Here is a 19,566-nt window from a genome sequence, read left to right as displayed (position 1 = left end):
TAGGCCCGGTCATGAACACCACCCAGACGCGCGCTGCCCTCGCGGACTACCTCGTCGAGCACGGCCACTACCCTCGCACGAAAGGCGCCGGTGCCGACCTTCGGGACTGGGTAGTCACCGAAGCGAGGAAGTACCACGACGGCACCTTGCCCGCCACCCGTGTCCAGGCGTACGACCGGAGCCTCCCGGGGTGGTCAATGATGGCTGCCGATGGCCACAGGAACACCATCGCCCTCCACCTCAACGCCCGAGCCAGCAACGACCACTACATCCGTCACGGAGCTTTCCCTGCGAGGACCGCGAAAGACCCTCGCGCGGCGAGACTGGGGGTCTTCCTCCATCATGAGCGCAACGCCTCCCGGGGCAACTCTCAGCTTCGCATCGACGGCTTCCGCATCGAAGCCCTCGACAGGCTCGCACCTGGTTGGGACACCACGAAGCCGGAGACCTGGGTGAACCGCGCCCGCGACCTCGTCACCTTCGTCCACAAGCACGGCCACTACCCCCGCTCCATCAGGGACGGGCATGATGGCGAACACTCCCTATACACCTGGCACCTTCACACCCTCTACGCCGTGAACGGTGACCGGCGCGGGGGAGCACCCTGGCAGGTCGCGTTCCTGGACCGTTACCTCCCCGGATGGCAGACCCGCCAGCTCCCCGCCGAGGACGTTGCCCCCGACGCGTCCCTTTACTCCCTCTGGCGCGCACCGCGGCAGGGCGACATCATCACGATCGACGGGCAACCGGCCATCGCCGTCCGCACCGACCTCAACCCCGCCGCACCCGTCACCGTCCGCGTCAGAGGGCGCGCGCGAGAGCTCAGCTCCGTCCCGCACGAGATCACCCAGACCCGCACCGCAGCCTCCATCAACATCACGGCAGCGGGAGCCGCCGCGGAGCTCACCGGCCGGTGGAAGCCGTATGAGGACGTGGACACATGGATGACCACCCACCGCGCATGACACCGGTATGACGACCCCTTACGCTGACGCGCTCGCCGCCTACAACCTCGCCATCGACGACCTCCCGGGCATTCGTGCCGCGTGGGAAACGCACTTCGCCGAACTCGCCGAGCCGCGCCCGGAGGAGCCTCTGGCTGTCCTGCGCCGCCTGCTTCCGGGCGGGTTCGCGTGGAACGACTGGGATGACCTCGTCATCGACTCCATCACCCCCAGCGCGTCGGGCGACATCCTCGTCGCGGTGAGCGGCGACTGGACAGACCCCGACGACGAGGATGCGAACCGCTACCGCGACGAGGACATTCACGTGCCCGCCCAGTTCGTCACCGAGTTCCTCACCGCTCACGAGAACCGCGCGGCCATCTCTCGCTACGACGCGCTCAGCCACTCGCAGCGCCAGTACGCCACGGGCGCGTCACCTATCTGGTGGCTCCTCAGCGAGGGGAAGCCGGCGCAGGCACTCCAGACCGCTCGGAGCCAGCGCAGCATCGCCGCGCGCCGCCACGACACCGCAGCCAAGACCCTCGCCGGGGTAGGGAAGATCCGAGCGGCCCTCGACGGCGGCAGCCCCCTCGACGCCGCCGACTTCGAATCGGTCGAGTTCCACAGCCGCGGCATCAAGTCCGTGGCCGTCTTCGACTCACACCGGAACAAGCCCACAATCGTCACGGTCCGTGAGGTCAATGGCCTCGCGCTGGACTACGCCGAGGGTGATGCCAAGGCCACCCGCCTCCAGAGCGCCCTCACCGAAGCGCGCGCCCTCCCCGCGGGGCCGCTCCGAGAGTTCCTCGTCGGCGAGCGCGAGACCCAGACGACCAAGGTCATGGAGGGGAAGGGCCGCAGCCGGCGTCTCGTCACGCACACGTACACGCCCCGCTCCGACATCGTCCGCGAAGCGGAGACCGCCCAGGCCAACTTCGCTCGGCTGGTCGTCCGCCGAAACGAGCTGCTCGAGCGTCTGGCGTTCATCGAGGCCGAAGCAGCCGCGACCGTCACGGCAGAAGAGCCGAACGTCACCACCGCCGACCGTGCTGTCGAGCAGGCGTGGGCGATGGGGTGGCCCGGCGTCGCGCCGGCCCCAGCCCCGATCGCTCAGAGGACCGAGACGTACGGGTGGTGACCTTTCGTCGGCGCATAGGGGAACATCCCCACCCGCCGACGAAAGGTCACCACCCGTGTCCAGCTCCTTCCCCGCGTCCGCCTTCGACGAAGACCTGCTGAGCGCAGTCCTCGCCCGCAACTCCCAGATCTCCTCCGAGTACCGTCAGGTGCGTGGCGGCGACCCCCTCGGATTCACCGTGAAGGTCGAGCACATGGATGACGGCGGCGTCCACACCCACGATGTCCGCGTCCCATACGTCGCGTTCGCGTCCACGCCCGAGCTCGCCCTCGCCGCCGTCGAACCGCTCCTCGACATCCAGCCGGAGACGGAAGAGGACGAGATCCGTGCGCTCGAAGTGTGGCGCCAGCACGGCTACTACCTCGGAGAGTTCGTCCGCGCCGCCCACGAGCGCCCCGGGCACCCCGAGTCGCTCTGCCAGGCAGACAACACCCTCCGCCTGTGGGAGGCACTCAACCTCGTCACAGGCGCCCTCACAGACCCCACCAACGATGAGGGGCGCACCACCAAGGCGTACCTGCAGGGCGCAACGCACGAGCAGACCATCGCCGTCGTCCGCACCGCCGTCACCGCGCTCAAGGAGCTCACCCGCTGAGAGCGGCACAGTTAAGGCCCTGCGACCTAGAGGTCGCAGGGCCTTCTGCATTCGCCGAGCGAGCCGTGGTCACCCTGGCGTCGAACACCGCGCATGGAGATGTCAGCCCAAGCAACACCACTCTCAGCCCGAAAGGCACACCATGACCATTGCATCCGACGCCCCCTTCGCGATTTCCCTTGAGGACATCGACGAGCTGACCGAGCTCGAAACCGCGCTCGTGAACGTGACCTCCTGGGACGGCATGCGCGCCGAGTTCGTCTACATGACCCCCGAGCGCGCCGGCCGCATCCTCGAGCGCAACACCTCCAACCGCACCCCGAGCATCGACCGTATCCGCGGCCTCGTCGAGCAGATCCAGAACGGCCAGTGGGACAACAACGGCGCCAGCGTCGTCATCAGCGCAGACGGCATCCTCATCGACGGACAGCACCGTCTGTACGCCATCGTCGAATCCGGCCAGGCGCAGGTCATCCTCCTCGTCACCGGCGCCGGCGGCGAGACCATCCTCACCATCGACAGCGGCAAGGTCCGAACCTTCAAGGACTACCTGGAGATCCAGTACCCCGACAAGAAGGACCACGCCTCCATCGCCAGCGCCGTCTCCCTTCTCTCGCGCTGGGAGCAGGGCGTGCGTGCCGCTGCCCTCTTCGGCAGCCGCGGCGGCCGATCCTTCCGCGCCGACAACCACGCGATGAGCGACTTCTACGTCGAGAACCGCATGCACGTGGACTACATCGTCCAGCACACCAACCGCATGGGACGCAAGGTCGCCCAGTGGAAGGGCTTCAAGCGCGCCCTCGTCATCGCCACCCACGTCCTTGAGCTCATCGACCGCAACGACGCCGAGGTGTTCCTCGAGAAGGTCATCAACGGTGAGGGCCTGGAGGCCGGAAGCCCCATCCTCGCCTTCCGTCGTCAGGCCGAGCGTCGCCGCCAGGGCAACGAGTCCACGCCCGCCGACATGTGGCTGGCCCTGCTGTTCAAGGCCTGGAACGCCTACCGTGAGGGTGACCAGGTCCAGAACCTCTCCTACCGTCGCGGCGGCGCGGCCCCGGAGGCATTCCCCGAGCCCAAGTGACCTGCCACGAAGGGCCCGCTGACTGCTCAGCGGGTCCTTCGTCGTTCGCGCATAGAGAGGCATGGCTGATACCCGTCCCCTCGATGCTCAGATTGACGCTGAGACGTACGCGATCAACGCGGAGTTCGACCGTGAGCTCCGCAAGGTATTCAAGGTCAAGAAGGGCCGGTACAAGGCCCCGTACGACTTCGAAGACGAGGGCGGGAAGGATCACACCGGCACGGTCCGGGTGCCCTTCATCCCCGCCCCGAAGACCGCCAGGGAGCTCATCGAATCCCTCGACGCTGTCGTACTGAGCGCGAGCGCCGCCACCGGCACGGAGGAGGTCCTCTCTGCCGGCCTGGTCATCGACCAGCACCAGACGTACCTGGAGACCTTCCTCGCCATCAGCGCCGTCCACCTCGATGACCTCCGCCTTGAGCACCAGCTCGCCCTTGACGCCATGGCCCGCCGTGACGCGCTCCTCACTTCGATGGAGATCGTCGAAGGCGACATCCGCGACAACGAGCCCGAGGAAGAGGAGCCCGAAGACGACTACGACGATGACGAGTGGGGGAGCGATGAGTACTGGGACGCCATCCAGGCCCACTCCTTCCTCGAGGGGAAGATCGGGCAGGTCACCGAGGACCTCGTCGACTACGGCCGCATCACCTTGCGTGACGCCGTGAAGAACGGGTGGTGACCGTGGTCATCCCGTTCATCCTCATCTGTGCCGGCGTCATCGGCCTCGCAGCACTCATCAGTGTCATCGCTGGTGTCATCGGCCTCGTCCAGGGGTTCACGCCCGCCGGCGCGATCGCGCTCCTGCTGGGGGTTATCGTCCTCAGCCTGATGATCCTGCCCTTCGTCATCGGCGCCGACCTCACCGGTTTCGTCGAGCAGGTCAAGCCGCCCCTGGCCGTGCCAGGCAGCTGACGCATAGGGGACCTGAGCCGCGAGACCGCGTGCGCCGCCCGGCGCCACTCGTGCGCCCGCCACGCCCGAGCGGAGCCCCATGTTCAGCACAGCCAAGACCATCACCTTCCGCGGTGTCGTCACCGTCCCCTTCAAGCTCGGGGGACGGCAGCTGACCGACAACGAAGCGGAGCTCCTCGCGGCGTTACCCGTCGATGAGAGGCTTGACGGCCACCTCAGCGTCGCCGACGCAGCGCTCGTCGCAGGCCTCCCTCATCTCATCGAGATGGAGTTCAGCTCGCCGGGGGCACCGTTGACGGTTACGCACATCGAGAATCCCGTGATCGTCGGGCCCCGGGTGACGTTCACCGCGACCTGCGAGTACGTCGAGCTGTAACCCGGCGTCAGGCGGCCGCCAGCCGCCGTCCCTCTGCGGCAAGGTCGAGCGTCTCCTGCACGAAGTTGAGCGCATCGCTGCCGTCGAAGAAGGAGCGGTTCGCTTCTGCCAGCAGCAGTTCGAAGGACGTGTGCCCGCACGGGTAGCGATCGGTTGCGGCGTAGTGCTCGTCACTTGCCTCGGTCACGGAGAGCCGGTCGGGGCCGAACTGGCCAGCGGTCGCATCGAAGATGAACCCGCCCGCCTCCACCCACCAGTGCGGTTCACCGTCGTGGGTCCCGCAGACCAGGCGCGCGTCGATGTCGTCCTGCAGCGTGGTGAACCCGACGATGCCGGACGCCGGCAGGCATGCACCCTTCCCCTCGGCGGGGAGGTTGTCGTCGCACCACCGTCGGATGAGGTCGGTCGCGAACGCGAGCGGGAGAAGGTCAGCGGGGAGAGTGGCGGGCAGCCAGTCCTCAGCGGTCGTGGTCATGCCCCGTTCATGCGCGGTGGTCAGTCCTCGTCCGCCCACGCGTCGAGCTGATCCTGGGTCACCGGCTGGAACTGGTCCGGGAACAGCTCACGCGCCCGTTCCACCCCGACCTCCTCGATCGCCGGGACGCCGTCCTGCCCGTCGGCGGGAACAATCACGTCCGGCCACAGGGGGATGCCCTCCTGGTCCGTGTTCCACGGCGCCGGCAACCGCACCGTCACCGACTCGTTCGCCTTGTCGAACGACGAGACCGGGAGCACCGACCCGGCGTGCACGACGCCGACGTAGGGGACATCCGGGTTCACCGTCCCTTGCCGCACGAGCACCGGGCCGTCATCGGTGTAGTCGATCTCCTCGCTCTCTGCCTCCTCGTCGTAGCCCTGCAGCGCGAACCAGAACGGAGCCGTGAAGCGCACGAAGCGCGGAGACGAAGTCATGCCGCCAGCGTAGTGAGGGTCGGCGACGGCCTCAGCTGAGCCCAGCACCGCGCATGGAGAAGGAGTCAAGTCGCGCCGAGCGGTACACCCGCACCAGCACAGAGGAGTCCTCATGCCCACGACCATCTACCCGATCGAGCCCGCTCCCGCGTTCCCCGCCAGCATCCTCAGCCCCGACATCCTCGACTGCTGCTGGACGGCGAACTACGCAGTCCAGTGCGACCTGGTCGAGAGCTTCGGCGGCGACATCTACAGCGGCTACACCGCCTCTGACGGCGACGGCGACTACCTCTACGCCTACGTTCCCGTGCCCACCACTCCGGAACGGGCAGTCACCGCCGTCGGGCAGTGCCTCACCCTGGTGGACCGCACCGACTACTTCCTCGGGTGGGAAGAAGCCCACGAGGAGCTGATCCAGTACACCGCGTACCTTGCGGCGTTCGTCGAGCAGGCCGCCGCCGACCCCCGGTTCGCCCGCCGCCTCCGTGACGCCGACGCGCGTCGCGTCGCGTGGGCCGAGACCCGCGAGAAGCTCGCAGCGCTCCCGCACTACAGCCGCATGACCGACCGTGAGCACGCCACCCTCGTGAAACTCGAAGCCACCGCGCACGAGCAGCAGATCGCCTTCGCCCGTGAAGCGGTCGCCGGGTTCGGGTGCCTCTTCCAGTGACGTGAGCGGATGGGCGAGGGCCGTTCTGTCACGGACAGGTAACGAACTCGTTCTTCGCGCACCAATCCAGCCGTGCGCGCCTCACAGCAAGTAGAGGCGCACGACGGCCACTACGCCCACCGTCGACCCAACACTCGAACCCATCACGGGCATCGCCACCACTCAGCAAGGACACCAAACTCATGACCACCCCCATCGCCCCCTCGTTCCCCAACAGCTGCTTCACCCAGGACCTCCTCGCGAAGGCCTGGGAGACGAACAGCGCCGAACGCCAAGCAGAGGTGGACTCCTACCGGGCGCAGGGTCTCCTGACCGAGGACGAGACGCACTTCGCCCTCCGCGACTACCGGTACTCGAAGTCCGGCATCAAGAGTCTCAACTCGGAGGTGTGGGTGCCGATCGCAGAGATCCCCCTCACGCCGGAAGAGGCGTGGGCTGACCTGTCGCGTGTCATCCTCGCGATCGAGGACGCCGAAGACGACGGCGAGGACCCCCGTGGGCTCCTGGAGGTCGCTCAGCTCCTTGCCGCCTACGCCATGACCTTCGCGATCGCTCCCACTCCCGAGGGCGCCACCGCAAACCAGCTGCCGGACGACCTGGTCGTCGCGCTAGTGACGCACAGGGCTCTCACGCAGGCGCGCTCCGACGTTGACGACGCGCGAAAGGCGCTCGCTACCCGCGGTGTCAGCATTAGCAAGGTCCGCAAGCTCGAAGAGGTGGAGGAGGCAGCCGCGAAGGCTCACCTTGACGCTGCCCTCTACGCCCTCGACGCCGCCACCGGCTTCAACGCGGGCTCAGTCGACGCCCAAGCCCCCGAGCTCGCCGACCTCATGCGAGCCGTCGCGGCAGACATGGCACTGGTCTGAGCTCAGCCCATCAACACTAAGCCACCAACCCACCTCACGAGGGGCGCTCGACAAGTACGTCTCGAACCACTTCGGCTGACTCGCGATCAGGGTGCCGCGATCGCGGCACCCTGATCGTGAGGGCGAGGATCCGCGCTCCACCGTGTCCAGTTAGACCCCGAATGGCTCTCGGTAAGTCAAGTCCACCTTCGGCGGCCGTCGCTCGCCCGAGATGTAGGGAGCCAGGCTCGCCTCGTCCATTCCCTCGAAGCCCACGAAGGTAGCGGCGCCAGGGTTCCTAATCGTGAGCATGTTCAGGAGCTGCGGGATGCGTAAGTCGGTCACGAGCCCCTGATCGACGTGACGGGGGTCCCTATCGGGGTACATGACCGCTGCCAGCGTGGGTGAAAGAGGCATGTACCAGAAGCTCGCGCCGAGGAAGTCGGTCAAGGGAAGCTGAGGAACTGCGTCGAACTGAATCGAGACGGGGTCGTCGGAAGTGATGAGGGCGGGCTGACTGAACCGAAAGAGTCGCCATCGTGAGTTGTGAACCCGGTAGGCCGAGGACTGATAGGCGCCGGTGAAGTCGAGATTTCGCACGAGCGCGAGCCGACCCAGTTCCTGGGCCCAACTCTTCAATGACCGCCCGGCCGCAACTGGGTTGCCTCCGTGAGTTAGCGTGGTGATGGGCGCGTAGCGTTCGGCCATCCTCGCCCAGATGGGCGAGTTAAGTGTGGCCAGGGCGGGTTCTGTTCGATAGGCCTGGGCTGTCAAGAATCGGACCAGCGTGAGCATCGTGTCGGCCGTGAACTTGATGTCGCCGTCGTCGAGTTCACTCAGAATCTTCGATGCGGGGGTCTCGACTTCCCGGCTAAACCACTCCTCGAGGAACGTGTTTCGCACGCCATCCTCTCGCGTGACGTAGAAGTCGTCGGCGACGGTGAAGTTCGACGGAGACATACGCTGCGACGGGGCTGGCTCGCCTCGCGCCCACAGTCGCAGACCGAGAGGCTGGTTCCACCTTCGGAGGTAGAACTCGGGTACTCGATGATTTCTCTTGAATGGCTGGTTCTTGCCCACGCCGATCTATGCGCCACTGGCGAACCGGGCGTGCCAGCGGGCGGCGAGCAGGCGAGCTCGTGGCTGGCGAGGGCTATGCCCGAACGATCACGAGCTCGTCCCAGTGGGTCGTCGCTCGCTTCGTGAGCATCTCCCGTTTCATCTGCCAGGCGGGGCCGGGGCGGAGGCCGGCGTACCCGAGTCCGAGGGTGTCGTGGCCGGTCTTCTTCTGGATGCGGCTCATGAGGTCGGCGATGTGTGACTCCTCGTGGGCGTGGCGGAACATGTCGAGGGTCTGGTGCTCGTCGGCTTTGCGGAGGTCGGTGAGCATGATGCCGGCCTTGGCGTAGCGGACGCCGTCGGCGAGCTGGGGGAGGAGCGCGTGCGCGGCCTTGGTGAGCTGGACGGGGTCCGCGGTCGGGGTGGGGAGCCGGGCGACGGACTGGGGGAACATCCCCCGGCGGTCACCGCCGGCGGCCGCGAGCGCGGTCTCGTCGAATGGGGAGATGGAGGCGAAGGCGGTGAGGAGCTTGGCGACCTGGCCGTGGCGGACGAGGCGGGTCGCTGCGCGCTGCGCGTAGATGGAGAACACCTGCCGCATCTCGGCGACGGTGGTGATCTTCGTCCCGAACGATCGGCTGACGATGAGCTGCTTCTTGTCCCCGACGTGCGGGTCGTCGGGCCCGATGCAGGGCACGCCGCGGAGCTCGAGCGCGGTCCGCATCGTGACGACGGACGTGTTCTTCCGGACGACGGTCGGGTCGGCTGCGGCGAGGTCTGCGACGGTGCGGATCCCGATGCCGGCGAGGCGTTTCTCGAGCCGGGAGGCGATGCCCCACACCTCCGAGGTGGGGAGCTTCGCGTACAGCTGGTCCCGCCATTCCTGCGGGGTGTCGTCCCAGACGCAGACACCGTCGAAGGCGGGTGCCCGCTTGCTCCACTTGTTCGCCATCTTCGCCTGAGTGCGTGTTCCCGCTACCCCGACGCAGACCGGGACGCCGACGAGGCGCAGCAGCTCGTCCTTGATCTGCCGGGCCCACGCCTGGGTGGCCCCTGGCTCCCGTTCGATGTGCGGTGGTACGGTCAGAAACGCCTCGTCGATGGAATAAATGTCCAGGTCAGAGGTGAATCTTGCTAATACACCCATCACCCTCGAACTCATCGATCCGTAGAGTTCGTAGTTCGATGAGACCGCCCGCACGCCGAGGCGTTCCGCGTGCGGGCGGATCTTGAACCACGGCTCCCCGAGGTCGAGCCCCATGGCCTTCGCGTCTTTCGACGCGGCGACGACCATCCCGTCGTTGTTGCTCAGGACGACGAGGGGAACGGTCGCGAGATCTGGCCGGAAGACACGCTCGAACGACGCGTATGCGGAGTTGACGTCCACGTGGGCCAGCATCGTCCACCTCCCGACTCGAATACATGTTCGAGTGTACGCGGGCGGTCGACGCTCTGATTATTCCGCGAGCTTGGCCTTGATGGTGTCGATCTGGGCCGTGTCGTTCGGCGCAATGAGGAACAGATCGTGGGCGACCATGTCGTCGGCGGTCACGCCCAGGCTCTCGAATGACGTCGCGAAGGCGTCGCGGGCGTCGGTGTCGGCGAACTCATAGATGCGGACGTCACTGCCGTCCAGCTGGCCCTTGCCCCACGCGCTCGCACCCGGTGCCATCTCGCTCGACTCGGCGAACCCGGTCACGCCCACGCGCTCGGCGATGGTGGTCAGGCTCTTGGCGGCGGGTTCCTGAGCCGCCGGGCTCTCATTCTCCGGCTGGGGCGATGGTGTGTTCGCTGCCGGCGGTTCGTTGGCGGCGCCGGGCTTAGTGGCGGCGGGGGAGGGGGAGGAGCAGCCGGCGAGGAGCAGGGCGGACAGTGCGAGGACGCTCGCGAGGGTCCGGGTGTTGAGGTGGGACATGGCCAGAGCGTATCGAAGAGGTCAGACGGCGCACCTCCCGGTGTCACTCCGCGGCGGTGGGGAGGGAGATCGTGTACTCGTCAGGGGCGGGCATCTCGAACGGCCACAGCCACGTGGCGGGCTTCACGGTGGCGGAGATCTCGATGGTCGCGGTGGCGCCGGTGGCGTCGGTGACGCGGACACGGTCGGCCTCCGCACTCTGCGGGACGACGGAGCCCTTCACGTCCTCGATGAAGTAGGTGACCTGGTCCTTCGACCCGTCGATGCCGTCGCCCACGTACGTGTCGCCGACCTTCACGATCGGGACAGTCTTGCTGTCAACGGCTTCGGTGGGGACAACGGCGTACGCGTACAGCGGGCCGAGGGCAATGGTGCAGAGGACGGCGACGACCGACGCGGTCAGCATGTTCGTCTGCCACCCGCGGATCCGCAGGCCGTTGTAGCGGTCGCGGACCATCAGGACGATCGCAGTGATGAACAGGGCGATGCCGACGGCGGGGATGAGGACGAAGGGGCTGGTGAGCGGGTTCATGGTCGTGCGGTCCTTTCGGGTCGTGGTGGTACCCCCTTCATGCGCGGTGCATAGTAGGTGCGTGCACCACGCGGCGCCGCAGGGTATCCGCCGACCAGGAGGAGCCTCATGCGAGCAACGACCCGTGCCCGTGCCGTGGTCGCTGCGGCGGCGCTGCTCGCACTCCTGATGGCCGGGGGCGCTGCGCCGGCAGGCGCCGAGCAGACTGACGCCATGGCGCTCGCCGCGGCCGCGAAACCCGCCCCGAAGGTGAAGCCGTACCCGGTTGGGGCGACACCGGACTACCAGCTCGGCGGCGCGTACACCGTCCCGAAGGGTGTGACGGTCGTCGTCCGTGACCGGCTCGCGAAGCCCGCGAAGGGCGTCTACTCCATCTGCTACGTGAACGCGTTCCAGACCCAGCCGGGGGAGCTCGCGAAGTGGCCGAAGCGCGCGCTGCTGCGAGACGCGCAGGGCAAGCTCGTCCACGACCCGGGCTGGCCGGACGAGGTCATCGTTGACACTCGCCGCGCTGACGACGTCGTGAAGACCGTCACCCCGTGGATCCGTGACTGCGCGAAGCGTGGGTTCGCCGCCGTCGAGTTCGACAACCTCGACACGTACACACGCACGAAGGCGCTCACCCGCACCCACAACGCCGCCGTCGCGAAGCGACTCGTGGCCGTTGCGCACTCCGTCGGTCTCGCCGCGGCGCAGAAGAACGCCGCTGAGGACTCCGCCGTGCTCCGGAAGACCGCGCGCTTCGACTTCGCGATCGCTGAGGAGTGCAGCGTGTGGAAGGAGTGCGGCACGTACGCGAAGGTCTATGGGAAGGCGGTCCTCGCCGTCGAGTACTCCGACGACCTGCCGGTGTCGTTCAAGACGATGTGTGCCCGGAAGGACGCGCCGCTCTCGATGGTGCTCCGCGACCGGGACCTCGTCACCCCGAAGGTGAAGGGGTACGTCTTCCGTACCTGCGGTTGAGCGTTACTGCTCGACGGCCTCGAGCTGGATGTACGAGCCGGGGTAGGCCGATATGGACAGCCCGCCGCGGAAGATGAAGACGAGCTCGTTCTCGTCGACCTGGTGCACAGATTCCAGCACCCCGGTCGCCCACATGACCGGCAGGTCTGCCAGACCGTGCCTCGTCCGCGCCTGCGTGACAGGGGGTCGCATGACACGTACGAGCTGCCCGATAAGGGGCAGGAACGTCGAGGGGACGGTGGACTCCAGCGGTCCAAAAGCGTAGGTGTTCTCCCGGCTGATCGTGTCCTCCACGAGGCCTCCTTCTGCGCGCAGACGCGCCGGTATCGGCGCCCGGCTGGGCGCGGTTTGTGCCATGGTCATGCGCGGCGAGCGCGCGGCGGCGTGACTCGGCCGCTGTCGGAGCCTAGCGGCACGGGGCGCGGTCACCTCGGCACGCCGTGCGCATAGGCCGGCGTGACCACGACCACGTACTCCCGCGCTGACGGGACCGAGTTCAAGGAGGCCGAGAAGGTCATCCGCACACGCCTGGACCCGGTTCTGCCCGTCCTGATGCGCCTGGACGGCAAGGCGTTCCACTCGTACTGCAAGGGCCTCGATCGCCCGTACGACGAGAGGTTCATGGTCGACATGGACGCGGTCATGGTGACCCTCGCTCGGGAGATTGACGGCACCCGTGCCGCCTTTGTTCAGAGCGATGAGATCAGTCTGCTGCTGTCACTCGGACTACCCGAAGGCGAGACCGGCCCGCAGCTGATGTTCGGCGGGCAGGTGCAAAAGCTCGTCTCCATCTCTGCAGCGATCGCTTCCTCCGCGATGAACGCCCGCCGTCTCGGCACGGTCACGGACCGGGTCGCCCTGTTCGACTCGCGCGTGTTTCAGCTCCCCGACCTCGCCGCGGTCGAGCGATACTTCCAGTGGCGGCAGGCGGACGCGCGGGTGAACTCCCTCGGGATGCTCGCCTCCGCCCACTACTCCCACCAGGCACTCGCCGGCATCTCCACCCGCGAACGCGCCGCGATGCTCCGCGGGAAGGGCATCGACCCCGACGAACTCCCCGCAGGGTTCGTGCACGGGCGCATCGTCCGCCGGCGACCGGTGGAGAAGGCCGTCACGTTCACCGACCGGCGGACAGACACCGAGAGCACCATCGACGTCGTCCGCCAGGAGACCTACGTCACCGCAGCACCGCCATTCGAGGAGGGCCTCGACGATGCCTGGTACTGAGACCACGCTGCTCACCGACTTCGACGGCGTCATCGCACCGTTCGGGTGGCCCCGCCACCCCGTCACGACCCTCGTGTCGCCCGGCGGGTACTTCGACTCCGCGTTCGTCTTGAACGGACTCCCGCACGTCCTTCACGCCCTCCACACGGCCGGGCGGATCCGCTGGACGATGCTGTCCTCGTGGGGCGCGGAGGTCACCGCCTACCTCGCCGGCTTCGACCTCCCGACCCCAGTTGACGCCATCACGCCGGGCACCGTCGGTGGCCCGCTCCGGGAGCGACACGGGAAAGCCGCGGCAGTGGAGGCCATGCTCGAGGAAGGGCCTGTCGTCTGGGTGGACGACCTGGATGTCCAGTCGTTCCGGGAGGAGTGCGCCGACGCCGTGACGCTGCTGGACCATCCGCGACTCCTGGTCATCGAGACCGACTCCGCAGTGGGTTTAACCCCTGACCACCTGCACCGCGCGCTCGCGTTCGCGGACTCGTTCCGCTGACCTACCCCCGCAGGTGCCGGATTCCGAACGTCGCGACGCCGAAGATCTGAAGGTCGCTCAGCTCGGGCACGACGATGTCGGGATGCTCCGCATTGTCAGCCTGCAGGACAACCCCGGTGGGCGTCACCCGCAGGCGCTTCACGGTCAGCTCGCCGTCGAGGATGGCTACGACGACATCGCCGTCACGCGGTGTCTTAGACCTGTCGACGAGCAGCTCATCCCCGTCCCAGATGCCGGCGTCGTGCATCGAGTGACCGGCCACCCGAACGATGAACGTCGCCGCCCGATCGGTGATGAGGTGGTCGTCCAGGGACAGCTCACCGTCGTAGTAGTCCTGTGCGGGTGACGGGAACCCCGCGGGCACGGCGACGGGGGAGACGCGGATGGGGGAGCGGGCGAGCTCGGAAGTCGCGATGCCGAGAACGGTCGCGTACACAGCACCACCTCCGAACATTGCACCGATGCTCAGTATGCGACGAGCACGCCAGATTCGGAAGTTTGATCCGGTAGGCCGTGGCGTGATACGCCAGTGGAACGCGAGGAGCCTAGCCTCGCGCGCCTACCGCCCATGGGCAGTTCAGCGTCCGGTGAGTACGTCCACGGCGTAGTCGTAGTCGTTACCGATCATGCTCGACGGAACGTGGAAGATGACACTGCCGGCCCGCTGGACGTCGAAGGGCCACAACCAGTTCGCAGGGGTGACTCGATCGACGACGGTGACTGTGGCTTCATCGCTCTCGTAGAACACCGCCTGGCTGAGGAGGCTGGAGGACTCGTCGGAGCCTCCGGCAGTGCGCTGGTAGAAGGTCACCCCCGCGTTCCCCATCTCCGTCTCGTGGGTCGCAACCAGCAGCGACTCACCATCACGCGTGAAGGGGATGAGCTCGTGGGTTGACGTCGTCTCGACGACGCCGTTGGCGTCCAGGTTCACGAATGGGAGTACCAGGAGGGCCGTCGCTGCGAACACCCCTGCGGAGATGCCCGAGACGATCGCTCGACCGGGCTGCTTCTTGACCTCGGCGAAGCGTGCGTAGACGACGAGGGCGATGGCGAGAACGACCAGAGCGATGGGGAGCATGGCTGAGCTATGCGCGTCACCGCCAGTGGCAGGGACCGCGCATGTACTCGGTATGTCGCACCTCGAATCGCAGCTCGCCGCCGTCCGCCTCGCCTGGTCCCTTGACCCCGCCGCGCCCCGGGAGCTCACCGGCGACGAGACCGCCACCCTCACCTCGTTCATGGGCTGGGGACAGTTCGCGAAGGTGTTCCGCGCCGACGACGACACTCCGGAGGCCGCGATCGCCGCCGAGCTCGAGGACATCCTGCCCGCCGACGCGTACTTCGAGGCGTCCATGCAGGTGGACACGTCCTTCTTCACCCCTGCCGCCGTCACCGGCGCTGTCTACGACATCCTCCGCTCCGTCGGGTTCACCGGCGGCCGCGCGTTCGAGCCCGGGTGCGGCGCGGGCGCGTTCATGAGCGCAGCCCCGGCCGACATGAACATCGCCTGGACGGGCGTGGACATCGACCCGACCGCGGCCCGCATCGCGAAGCTCCTCCACCCGACCGCGGAGATCATCACCGGACGCCTCGAGAAGACCGAAGTACGCGACGGCACCTACGACATCGCCGTCGGCAACGTCCCCTTCTCCGCCACCCGCATCCACGACGCCGCAGGGCGCTACGCCGCCCTCCACAACTACTTCCTCCAGCGTGCAGCTCTCACCGTCCGCCCCGGCGGCTACGTCGTGGCCGTCACCTCCCGCCACACCCTCGACGCCTCCGGTGGCCTCCTCGCCCCGCAGAACGCCAGCGACTTCGCCGGGATGACCTTCGAGGGCGCCGTGCGCCTCCCCTCCGACGCGTTCGGTGAGGCAGGCACCTCCGTGGTCACCGACATCATCGTCCTGCGCCGCCCCGACGTCTCCTACGAGCCAGTGTTCTACTCCGGCACCCCCGAGCAGGACTACGCCCGGGACCCTTGGGGCTACGCGCGCGCCACCGACAACGGCTTGTTCATCGAGGAGCCCGCCCAGGCCGCCCCCGGTGTTCGCACTCGTGTCTCCGCATTCTGGGCGGACAACCTCGACCTGGTCGCCGGGACGATGAAGGTCACCACCTACGACCGGTCCCCGCTGGTCGTTCGGAGCGAGGACCCGGCCGGCGACATCTCGGCCGCCGTGTCCGCCCTCACCGCGCGACTGACGCCGATGACCGAGCCCGGCCACGCGCTCAGCCTCGACGATGTCATCCTCGAGGACGAGGAGGGACGCAAAGAAGGCTCCTTCCACGTCATCGACGGGAAGATGCACAAGGTCGAGCGCGGCGCGCTCGTCGCCGCCCGCACCTCGAAGGAACTCGTCCACCTCGTGCGCCTGCGCGACATGATGACCGAACTCCTCGCCCTCGAATCCAACCTCGACCTCCCCGACGAGGAGATGGCCGAGCACCGCGCCGCGACCCGAGCCGCCTACGAGCAGTACCTCACGGCGTTCGGCCCCCTCAACCGCGGCACCCTCGTGGAAGGCAAGCCCGACGAGGACGGCAACGTGACCCTCTCCTGGCGGCGTCCGCCGCTGGGCGGGTTCCGCCGCGACCCCGACAGTGCGCTCGTGATGGCCCTGGAAGTGTTCGACCAGTCCACCGGCGCCGCCCGCGCCGCCGACATCCTCACCCGCCGCGTGAACCGCGCCCCCGAACCCATCGAACGCGTGGACACCCCCGCCGAAGCCATCGCCGTCAGCATGGGCGAGTCCGGCCGCATCGACCTGCACCGCATCGCCTCCCTCCTGGACCTGGACGACGCCCAGGTCGCCGCCGACACGCTCGGCGACCTCATCTGGGAGGACCCCGCCACCGGCCGCATCATCCCCGCTGCGGAGTACCTGTCCGGCGACGTCCGCGAGAAGCTGCGCCTGGCCGAGGACCGAGGCCTCACCGCCCACGCCGAAGCCCTCCGCGCGGTGCTCCCCGCTGACCTCGGCCCGCTGGACATCACCCTCAGCCTCGGGCACCCGCTCGTGGCCGCAGGCGACGTCGTCGACTTCATCGAGCATGGCCTCGGCGCAGGCCACGTGAAGATCTCCCACGAGCCGTACCTCGGCGTCTGGGAAGTGGACGGCGGCGACTACGCCAACCAGGAAGCGAAGATGACGTGGGGCACCCCCGACATCACCCCCGCACGCCTGGTCGAGCACGCCCTGAACAACAAGACCCCCGAGATCACCGACCGTGTCTACGACCCGCGCGTGGGCGACTACCGGCAGGTGCGCAACGCCGACAAGACGGCAACCGCGATGATGAAGCTCGAGGAGATCAACGACCGCTTCTCGACGTGGGTGTGGGAGGACCAGGCCCGCTCGGAGCGCATCTGCCGGGAGTACAACGACCGGTTCAACGCCCACGTCACCCGCACCTACACCGGCGAGGGCATGACCTTCCCCGGAATGGCCGACACCTTCACCCCGTGGGCGCACCAGTGCGCAGGCGTCGAACGCATCGTCTCCAACGCCACCTCCCTCATCGGTCACCCCGTGGGCGCCGGTAAGTCCGCGACCATGGCGCTCGCCGCTGTCGTCCTCCGCGGGAGGGGCCTGGCGAACAAGCCCCTCATCATCGTTCCCAACCACCTGCTCGAGCAGATGGCCCGAGAGGTGCAGCAGGTCATCCCCACCGCGAAGATCCTCGTCGCCACGAAGGAAGACCTGCAGAAGGACAACCGCCGCGTCTTCGCTGCACGCTGCGCAACCGGCGACTGGGACGCGGTCATCATGACCCACTCCGCGTTCACGATGATTCCCGTCTCCCCGCAGGTCGAGCAGCGCTGGATCGCCGAGCAGAAGTACGAGCTCCACGACGCTCTCGCCGAGCACGCCGAGGGCGGGTCGAAGGGCGCGAAGGCCATCGCCCGCCGTATCCGGTCGTTCGAGCAGCAGATGGATAAGGCCCGCACGGGCATGGGCGACACGGACGCGATCTACTTCGACCAGCTCGGTATCGACTTCATCGCGGTTGACGAGATGCACCTCTTCCGCCGCCTGCCCACCCACTCCACCCAGCGCGGGTCGGGCCTGGGCTCGGGGTCCTCGAAGCGCTCCACGGACCTGCTGCTCAAGATCGAGACGCTGCGCGAGAAGAAGGGGTGGGACGCCCCCGTCATCGCAGGCTTCACCGGCACCCCCTGGTCGAACACCCTCGCCGAGACGTGGGTGTGGCAGCGCTACCTCCAGCCCGAGCTGCTGACGAAGATGGGCCTGCGCCCCTTCGATGCATGGGCCGGTGCGTTCGTCCGGTACGAGACTGCGAACGAGGTCGCACCCGACGGGTCGGGCTTCCGCAGCTACCGCCGCCCGGTGGGCCTGGTGAACGTCGCCGAGGTGAAGACCATGCTCGCGCAGGTCGCTGACCTCATCTCCGCAGACGACCTGCAGACCGAGCGCCCCGACGCCTTCTACGAGACGTTCGTCGTGGACGGCACCCCGGAGCAGATGTCGTACGTCGCCGGCCTCGCCGAGCGCAGCGAGAACCTCCGCAACAAGGTCGACACCGGCATTGAGAACGACAACATGCTTCTCATCGTCGGCGATGGCCGGAAGGTTGCCCTCGACCCGCAGCTGGTGGGCCTGGACGAGTTCTCCGCGAAGGTGACCGCGTTCGCCGACCGGGCCGCGGCCACCTACCACGAGGACAAGGACCGCACCTTCGGCGACCTCGCCCGCCCGGGCGGCTTCCAGCTCGTGTTTTGCGACCTCGGCACGCCGCACCCCTCCGACCCACAGACGTACGGCCGGATCCGCAAAGCCCTCATCGACCGTGGCGTCCCCGCCACGCGCATCCGCTTCATCCACGAAGCGACCACCGACAAGGGCCGCGCCGCACTGTTCGCCTCCTGCCGCGACGGGGACGTGTCCTTCCTCATCGGCTCCACCCCGAAGGTCGGCATGGGAACGAACGTCCAGACCCGCCTCACCGACGTGTGGCACCTGGACGCACCCTGGCTCCCGTCGGAGATGATCCAGCGCGACGGCCGCGGCATCCGCCACGGCAACCTCTCCGGCACCGTCCGTATCCGCCGCGTCGTCGTCGAGGGCACGTTCGACGCCTACATGTGGCAGACCCTCGAGCGCAAGAGCCGGTCCTTCGACGCGCTGTACGCCGCAGGCGCCTCCGCCCGCGAGCTGGAAGACGTCTCCAGCGCCACGCTCAGCTACGGCGAGGTCAAGGCGCTCGCCGCCGGCAACCCGCTGCTGCTCGAGCAGGCCAACGCCCGGACGGAGGTCAAGAAGCTCCGCCTCCTGCGTGCCGTGCACCTGCAGGGAGTGAACGCTGCGCGCGACCAGGCCAAGCGGGCGACGGAGAACGCCGCGCGCAACCGCCGGCAAGCCGCCTCGCTCCTGGACGTCCACGAACTGCTCGAAGAGCGCGGGATGCCGGAGATCGACGTCGTCGCCCTGGCCCGCCAGATCCGCGAGTGGCAGGGCGGGGAGAACACGTGGAGCAGGTTCGCCATGGGTGCGTTCAACATCGGAGCGAACGTCTCCCGCGACTACCGGCAGAACACGTCCCGCCTCACCTCGCTCAGCCTCCGCGTGGACTACGACACGGTCCACGAGTGGTTCATCGACAAGAACTTCGCCCGGAAGTCGCCCCGCACCATCGCGAAGTGGCTGGTCGCCGCCGTGACGAAGAGCATCGGAGACGCGCAGGTCGACGCCGGCATCCTCATGGCCCGCGCCGATCGGGAGGACGAATACGCCGCCGAAGCGACCGCGCTCGTCGAGCGCTCGAGCTTCGACCGGGAGGCTGAACTCCAGGCAGCCGTGACCCGCCTTGCCGAGATCGACGCGGCTATCGACGAGCAGGTGATTGCCGACCAGCGTCAGCCGGTCTCCGCGTGAAGCC

General features: G+C 67.8%; 22 protein-coding genes. 13 read left to right on the top strand and 9 right to left on the bottom strand.

Annotated elements, in window-relative coordinates:
- Window positions 1-11: 11 nt before the first annotated feature.
- From BLR68_RS17560 to BLR68_RS17530, 7 genes are all read left to right on the top strand, one after another.
- Window positions 12-965 (top strand): hypothetical protein, encoded by a 954-nt coding sequence (locus tag BLR68_RS17560; RefSeq protein ID WP_018186300.1) that lies wholly within the window; start codon window positions 12-14, stop codon window positions 963-965.
- 7 nt (window positions 966-972) lie between these two features.
- Window positions 973-2,082 carry a hypothetical protein gene (locus BLR68_RS17555; RefSeq protein ID WP_018186301.1) on the top strand — a complete coding sequence of 370 codons (1,110 nt, stop codon included), beginning with the start codon at window positions 973-975 and terminating at the stop codon, window positions 2,080-2,082.
- Between the two features lie 55 nt (window positions 2,083-2,137).
- Window positions 2,138-2,677 carry a hypothetical protein gene (locus BLR68_RS17550; protein WP_018186302.1) on the top strand — a complete coding sequence of 180 codons (540 nt, stop codon included), beginning with the start codon at window positions 2,138-2,140 and terminating at the stop codon, window positions 2,675-2,677.
- Window positions 2,678-2,819: 142 nt separating this feature from the next.
- On the top strand, window positions 2,820-3,758 hold the full coding sequence (locus BLR68_RS17545) for a hypothetical protein (protein ID WP_018186303.1): 939 nt from the start codon (window positions 2,820-2,822) through the stop codon (window positions 3,756-3,758).
- Between the two features lie 61 nt (window positions 3,759-3,819).
- Complete coding sequence (locus BLR68_RS17540) at window positions 3,820-4,440, top strand: hypothetical protein (RefSeq protein WP_018186304.1); 621 nt, start codon at window positions 3,820-3,822, stop codon at window positions 4,438-4,440.
- A complete protein-coding gene (locus BLR68_RS17535; RefSeq protein WP_091362322.1) occupies window positions 4,437-4,673 on the top strand; it encodes a hypothetical protein in 237 nt (78 codons plus the stop codon). The genes BLR68_RS17540 and BLR68_RS17535 overlap by 4 nt, the downstream gene beginning before the upstream one ends.
- A gap of 79 nt (window positions 4,674-4,752) precedes the next feature.
- Window positions 4,753-5,049 carry a hypothetical protein gene (locus BLR68_RS17530; protein WP_018186306.1) on the top strand — a complete coding sequence of 99 codons (297 nt, stop codon included), beginning with the start codon at window positions 4,753-4,755 and terminating at the stop codon, window positions 5,047-5,049.
- 7 nt (window positions 5,050-5,056) lie between these two features.
- Here the strand turns inward: BLR68_RS17530 and BLR68_RS17525 are convergent, their stop codons facing one another.
- Together BLR68_RS17525 and BLR68_RS17520 are read right to left on the bottom strand one after the other, a co-directional pair.
- The gene (locus tag BLR68_RS17525) at window positions 5,057-5,524 is read right to left on the bottom strand and encodes a hypothetical protein (RefSeq protein WP_018186307.1); all 468 of its coding nucleotides are present in this window, start codon (window positions 5,522-5,524) and stop codon (window positions 5,057-5,059) included.
- A gap of 20 nt (window positions 5,525-5,544) precedes the next feature.
- Window positions 5,545-5,961 (bottom strand): hypothetical protein, encoded by a 417-nt coding sequence (locus BLR68_RS17520; RefSeq protein WP_018186308.1) that lies wholly within the window; start codon window positions 5,959-5,961, stop codon window positions 5,545-5,547.
- A gap of 112 nt (window positions 5,962-6,073) precedes the next feature.
- On the opposite strand from BLR68_RS17520, the gene BLR68_RS17515 reads away from it, so the two are divergent.
- Both BLR68_RS17515 and BLR68_RS17510 read left to right on the top strand, forming a co-directional pair.
- Window positions 6,074-6,631 (top strand): hypothetical protein, encoded by a 558-nt coding sequence (locus BLR68_RS17515; protein ID WP_018186309.1) that lies wholly within the window; start codon window positions 6,074-6,076, stop codon window positions 6,629-6,631.
- Window positions 6,632-6,813: 182 nt separating this feature from the next.
- Window positions 6,814-7,497 (top strand): hypothetical protein, encoded by a 684-nt coding sequence (locus BLR68_RS17510; RefSeq protein WP_018186310.1) that lies wholly within the window; start codon window positions 6,814-6,816, stop codon window positions 7,495-7,497.
- A gap of 150 nt (window positions 7,498-7,647) precedes the next feature.
- Here BLR68_RS17510 and BLR68_RS17505 read toward each other — a convergent pair whose 3' ends face one another.
- The 4 genes from BLR68_RS17505 to BLR68_RS17490 form a co-directional block, all read right to left on the bottom strand.
- A complete protein-coding gene (locus tag BLR68_RS17505) occupies window positions 7,648-8,556 on the bottom strand; it encodes a DUF4238 domain-containing protein (protein ID WP_176770703.1) in 909 nt (302 codons plus the stop codon).
- Window positions 8,557-8,629: 73 nt separating this feature from the next.
- Window positions 8,630-9,934 carry a Y-family DNA polymerase gene (locus BLR68_RS17500; RefSeq protein WP_051082773.1) on the bottom strand — a complete coding sequence of 435 codons (1,305 nt, stop codon included), beginning with the start codon at window positions 9,932-9,934 and terminating at the stop codon, window positions 8,630-8,632.
- 57 nt (window positions 9,935-9,991) lie between these two features.
- The gene (locus BLR68_RS17495) at window positions 9,992-10,450 is read right to left on the bottom strand and encodes a hypothetical protein (RefSeq protein ID WP_018186313.1); all 459 of its coding nucleotides are present in this window, start codon (window positions 10,448-10,450) and stop codon (window positions 9,992-9,994) included.
- A gap of 43 nt (window positions 10,451-10,493) precedes the next feature.
- Window positions 10,494-10,982 carry a hypothetical protein gene (locus BLR68_RS17490; protein WP_018186314.1) on the bottom strand — a complete coding sequence of 163 codons (489 nt, stop codon included), beginning with the start codon at window positions 10,980-10,982 and terminating at the stop codon, window positions 10,494-10,496.
- Between the two features lie 108 nt (window positions 10,983-11,090).
- Between BLR68_RS17490 and BLR68_RS17485 the strand changes: the two genes are divergently transcribed.
- Window positions 11,091-11,945 (top strand): endo alpha-1,4 polygalactosaminidase, encoded by an 855-nt coding sequence (locus BLR68_RS17485; RefSeq protein ID WP_018186315.1) that lies wholly within the window; start codon window positions 11,091-11,093, stop codon window positions 11,943-11,945.
- Between the two features lie 3 nt (window positions 11,946-11,948).
- Here BLR68_RS17485 and BLR68_RS17480 read toward each other — a convergent pair whose 3' ends face one another.
- Window positions 11,949-12,239, bottom strand: a complete 291-nt coding sequence (locus BLR68_RS17480; protein ID WP_018186316.1) for a hypothetical protein — start codon at window positions 12,237-12,239, stop codon at window positions 11,949-11,951.
- A 162-nt stretch (window positions 12,240-12,401) separates the two neighbouring features.
- On the opposite strand from BLR68_RS17480, the gene BLR68_RS17475 reads away from it, so the two are divergent.
- Both BLR68_RS17475 and BLR68_RS17470 read left to right on the top strand, forming a co-directional pair.
- Window positions 12,402-13,172 carry a tRNA(His) guanylyltransferase Thg1 family protein gene (locus tag BLR68_RS17475; RefSeq protein ID WP_018186317.1) on the top strand — a complete coding sequence of 257 codons (771 nt, stop codon included), beginning with the start codon at window positions 12,402-12,404 and terminating at the stop codon, window positions 13,170-13,172.
- Window positions 13,159-13,665: an HAD domain-containing protein gene (locus BLR68_RS17470; RefSeq protein ID WP_018186318.1), complete on the top strand. Its 507-nt coding sequence runs from the start codon at window positions 13,159-13,161 to the stop codon at window positions 13,663-13,665. Before BLR68_RS17475 ends, BLR68_RS17470 begins: the two co-directional genes overlap by 14 nt.
- Window position 13,666: 1 nt before the next feature.
- On the opposite strand, the gene BLR68_RS17465 is transcribed toward BLR68_RS17470, so the two are convergent.
- Together BLR68_RS17465 and BLR68_RS17460 are read right to left on the bottom strand one after the other, a co-directional pair.
- Window positions 13,667-14,101, bottom strand: coding sequence for a LexA family protein (locus BLR68_RS17465; protein WP_018186319.1), 435 nt, complete (start codon window positions 14,099-14,101; stop codon window positions 13,667-13,669).
- Between the two features lie 141 nt (window positions 14,102-14,242).
- Window positions 14,243-14,743: a hypothetical protein gene (locus BLR68_RS17460; RefSeq protein WP_018186320.1), complete on the bottom strand. Its 501-nt coding sequence runs from the start codon at window positions 14,741-14,743 to the stop codon at window positions 14,243-14,245.
- A gap of 52 nt (window positions 14,744-14,795) precedes the next feature.
- Here BLR68_RS17460 and BLR68_RS17455 point away from each other — a divergent pair, with 52 nt between their 5' ends.
- The gene (locus tag BLR68_RS17455; protein WP_018186321.1) at window positions 14,796-19,562 is read left to right on the top strand and encodes a helicase-related protein; all 4,767 of its coding nucleotides are present in this window, start codon (window positions 14,796-14,798) and stop codon (window positions 19,560-19,562) included.
- The last annotated feature ends 4 nt before the right edge of the window (window positions 19,563-19,566 follow it).

The sequence above is a fragment of the Microbacterium sp. 77mftsu3.1 genome, from assembly GCF_900100525.1.
Taxonomy (GTDB): Bacteria; Actinomycetota; Actinomycetes; order Actinomycetales; family Microbacteriaceae; genus Microbacterium; species Microbacterium aquilitoris.
This window is presented reverse-complemented; position numbering and strand designations above follow the sequence as displayed.

Bases quoted from the DNA above. Each gene is read 5' to 3' on its own strand.
- BLR68_RS17470 (WP_018186318.1), top strand. From the start codon at position 13,159: ATGCCTGGTACTGAGACCACGCTGCTCACCGACTTCGACGGCGTCATC.
- BLR68_RS17455 (WP_018186321.1), top strand. From the start codon at position 14,796: ATGTCGCACCTCGAATCGCAGCTCGCCGCCGTCCGCCTCGCCTGGTCC.
- BLR68_RS17520 (WP_018186308.1), bottom strand. From the start codon at position 5,961: ATGACTTCGTCTCCGCGCTTCGTGCGCTTCACGGCTCCGTTCTGGTTC.
- BLR68_RS17460 (WP_018186320.1), bottom strand. From the start codon at position 14,743: ATGCTCCCCATCGCTCTGGTCGTTCTCGCCATCGCCCTCGTCGTCTAC.
- BLR68_RS17515 (WP_018186309.1), top strand. From the start codon at position 6,074: ATGCCCACGACCATCTACCCGATCGAGCCCGCTCCCGCGTTCCCCGCC.
- BLR68_RS17530 (WP_018186306.1), top strand. From the start codon at position 4,753: ATGTTCAGCACAGCCAAGACCATCACCTTCCGCGGTGTCGTCACCGTC.
- BLR68_RS17540 (WP_018186304.1), top strand. From the start codon at position 3,820: ATGGCTGATACCCGTCCCCTCGATGCTCAGATTGACGCTGAGACGTAC.
- BLR68_RS17525 (WP_018186307.1), bottom strand. From the start codon at position 5,524: ATGACCACGACCGCTGAGGACTGGCTGCCCGCCACTCTCCCCGCTGAC.
- BLR68_RS17495 (WP_018186313.1), bottom strand. From the start codon at position 10,450: ATGTCCCACCTCAACACCCGGACCCTCGCGAGCGTCCTCGCACTGTCC.
- BLR68_RS17560 (WP_018186300.1), top strand. From the start codon at position 12: ATGAACACCACCCAGACGCGCGCTGCCCTCGCGGACTACCTCGTCGAG.
- BLR68_RS17485 (WP_018186315.1), top strand. From the start codon at position 11,091: ATGCGAGCAACGACCCGTGCCCGTGCCGTGGTCGCTGCGGCGGCGCTG.
- BLR68_RS17545 (WP_018186303.1), top strand. From the start codon at position 2,820: ATGACCATTGCATCCGACGCCCCCTTCGCGATTTCCCTTGAGGACATC.
- BLR68_RS17555 (WP_018186301.1), top strand. From the start codon at position 973: ATGACGACCCCTTACGCTGACGCGCTCGCCGCCTACAACCTCGCCATC.
- BLR68_RS17490 (WP_018186314.1), bottom strand. From the start codon at position 10,982: ATGAACCCGCTCACCAGCCCCTTCGTCCTCATCCCCGCCGTCGGCATC.
- BLR68_RS17500 (WP_051082773.1), bottom strand. From the start codon at position 9,934: ATGCTGGCCCACGTGGACGTCAACTCCGCATACGCGTCGTTCGAGCGT.
- BLR68_RS17510 (WP_018186310.1), top strand. From the start codon at position 6,814: ATGACCACCCCCATCGCCCCCTCGTTCCCCAACAGCTGCTTCACCCAG.